Genomic DNA, 2,362 nt, shown 5'->3' with positions numbered 1-2,362 from the left:
CCTGCTTCTGGGTGGCGGCGGTCGGCCTGGTGCTCGCCGCGGTGCTCGCCGCGCGGATCCGCCGGCCGTTGCAGGCACCCCGCGACGCCGGCCGTCCTGCGCAGCAGACGTGGGCGGCGGTCCGCGAGGCGCTCGGCTACATCGCCCACCGCCCGCGGGTGCTGGCGCTGGTGACGGTGAAGTCGGCGGTCGGCTTGGGCAACGGCGTGCTGACCGTGTTCCCGCTGCTCGCCGGTCTGTACGGGGTCGGCGCGATCGGTGCCGGCCTGCTGTTCGCCGTACGCGGGGCGGGTGCGCTGGTGGGTCCGATCCTGATGCGGCGGGTCCTGGGCAACCGTGCCTGGCTGCTGCCCGGGCTCGCGCTGTCGATGTCGCTGTACGGCCTGGCCTACCTGGGCACGTCGGTCGCCGGCTGGTTCCCACTGGTGCTGGCGCTGGTCTTCGTCGCGCACTTCGCCGGCGGCAGCAACTGGGTGATGTCGAACTTCGCCCTGCAGGGCGAGGTGCCGGACCGCCTGCGCGGTCGCGTGTTCGCCACCGACATGATGCTGGCGACGCTGGCCATCTCGGTCAGCCAGTTGGTCGTGGCGTCGGTGGTGGACATCGTCGACGAGCGGGTGGTGCTGGCCGGCTGCGGCCTGGTCACGCTGGTGTACGCGATCGGCTGGCGGGTCGCCACCCGCGGGCTCTCCCTCACCGACCCGGTCACCGAGCCGGACCCGTCGGTGGCCCGGTGACCGGCGTCCGTCCCAGCGGCCGGACGGTGGCTCGGGGTGTCGGTGCGGGGCCCTAGCATGGGCCCGTGCCGATGACATTCGCCTCCGGTCCGGTTCGGGTCCGGGTCCCCGCCACCAGCGCCAACCTGGGGCCGGGCTTCGACGCGCTCGGGCTCGCCCTCACGCTGCACGACGACGTCGCCGCCGAGGTGACGCCCGGCGGTGTGACCGTGACGGTGGCCGGGGAGGGCGCGGGGGAGCTGCCGGCCGACGAGCGGCACCTGGTGGTGAGCGCCATGCGGGCCGCCTTCGACGCGCTCGGCGGCCAGCCGGCGGGGCTGGCGGTGGAGTGCGTCAACCGCATCCCGCAGGCCCGCGGGCTGGGCTCGTCGTCCGCCGCGATCGTCGCCGGTGTGCTGCTCGCCCGGGCGCTCGTGGTCGACGGCGAGAGGCTGCTCGACGACCGGGCCGTGCTGCGGCTCGCCGCGCAGATCGAGGGCCATCCGGACAATGTGGCCCCCTGCCTGCTCGGGGGCTTCACGGTGGCGTGGACGGAGCCGTCGGGCGCACGGGCGGTGTCACTGCCGGTCGCCGACGGTGTCCGGCCGACGGTCTTCGTGCCCGCCGAGCGCGGTCTCACGTCGGTCGCCCGGGCCGCGTTGCCGTCGACCGTCCCGCACGGCGACGCCGCGTCGAACGCCGGACGGGCCGCGTTGCTCGTCCACGCCCTGACCGCCGAGCCGGCGCTGCTGCTGCCCGCCACCGTCGACCGGCTGCACCAGGACTACCGTGCCGAGGGGATGCCGGCCACGTCTGCCCTGGTCAGCGCGTTGCGTGCGGCGGATGTGGCGGCCGTGGTCAGTGGGGCGGGGCCGACGGTGCTGGCGCTGAGCGAGCCGCCGGAGGCTTTCGACCCGGGAACAGGTTGGCTCGTCCTGCAGTTGGGTACAGACATGCACGGCGCCCGGGTCTCCCGGGGTAGACTGGGACACGCGGAGCGGGACCCTGTTGCCGCAGGTCGGAAGAGTTGATTACGCTCTAGACTTAGCACAGCCGCGAAGCATGCGATCTCCCTGCGGGTCGGCGCACCCCCGAAGCTCTCGGCGGTAGCCCGTCACCCCTGCCTAGGCCCACGCCGCACCGCAGTCTTCACAGGTCGCCGCAGACGGCGAGATCCGTTCACCGATGTCGGTGAGTCGGAAGACCGACCGGCTGCTGTGTCACAGACTCCCGCGACGCGTCCTTGCGAGGCGGGTGCACCGAGGCCGCCCGGCCACCTTGTTCGTCGACCCCGGGCAGTCCCGGCCTATCGAGGGAAGGAATCCATTGAGCGACACCACCGACGTGACGTCGGATGTTTCCAACGTCGCTGGCGATGCCACCACTGCCGCCCCCGCCCGTCGTCGGCGCAGCGGCACCGGTCTGTCGGCGATGCTGCTGCCGGAGCTGCAGAGCCTGGCCGCGTCGCTCGGCATCTCGGGCACGGCTCGCATGCGTAAGGGCGAGCTGATCAGCGCGATCTCCGAGCGGCAGGGCGGCGCCGCCGCCGGGACCCCTCGACCGCGGGCCGAGGTCGCGGCCGCCGCCGCACCTGCCCGGGACGAGGTCCACGCCGAGGTCCGCGAGACCGCCGAGCGGCCGGAGGC

Annotated in this window: 3 protein-coding genes; all 3 read left to right on the top strand. The window is 74.0% G+C overall.

All coding sequences use genetic code 11. From position 1 onward, the window contains the following. The coding region (locus AB0I76_RS27815; protein WP_357041469.1) for an MFS transporter at positions 1–737 on the top strand (737 nt) is incomplete at its 5' end. A gap of 71 nt (positions 738–808) precedes the next feature. Continuing rightward, entirely contained in the window at positions 809–1,747 is a 939-nt protein-coding gene (gene thrB / locus AB0I76_RS27810) for a homoserine kinase (RefSeq protein ID WP_357041472.1), read from the top strand. Between the two features lie 295 nt (positions 1,748–2,042). Further along, the coding region (locus AB0I76_RS27805) for a Rho termination factor N-terminal domain-containing protein (RefSeq protein ID WP_357041467.1) at positions 2,043–2,362 on the top strand (320 nt) is incomplete at its 3' end.

It is taken from the genome of Micromonospora sp. NPDC049799 (assembly GCF_040656655.1).
GTDB lineage: Bacteria > Actinomycetota > Actinomycetes > Mycobacteriales > Micromonosporaceae > Micromonospora.
This window is presented reverse-complemented; position numbering and strand designations above follow the sequence as displayed.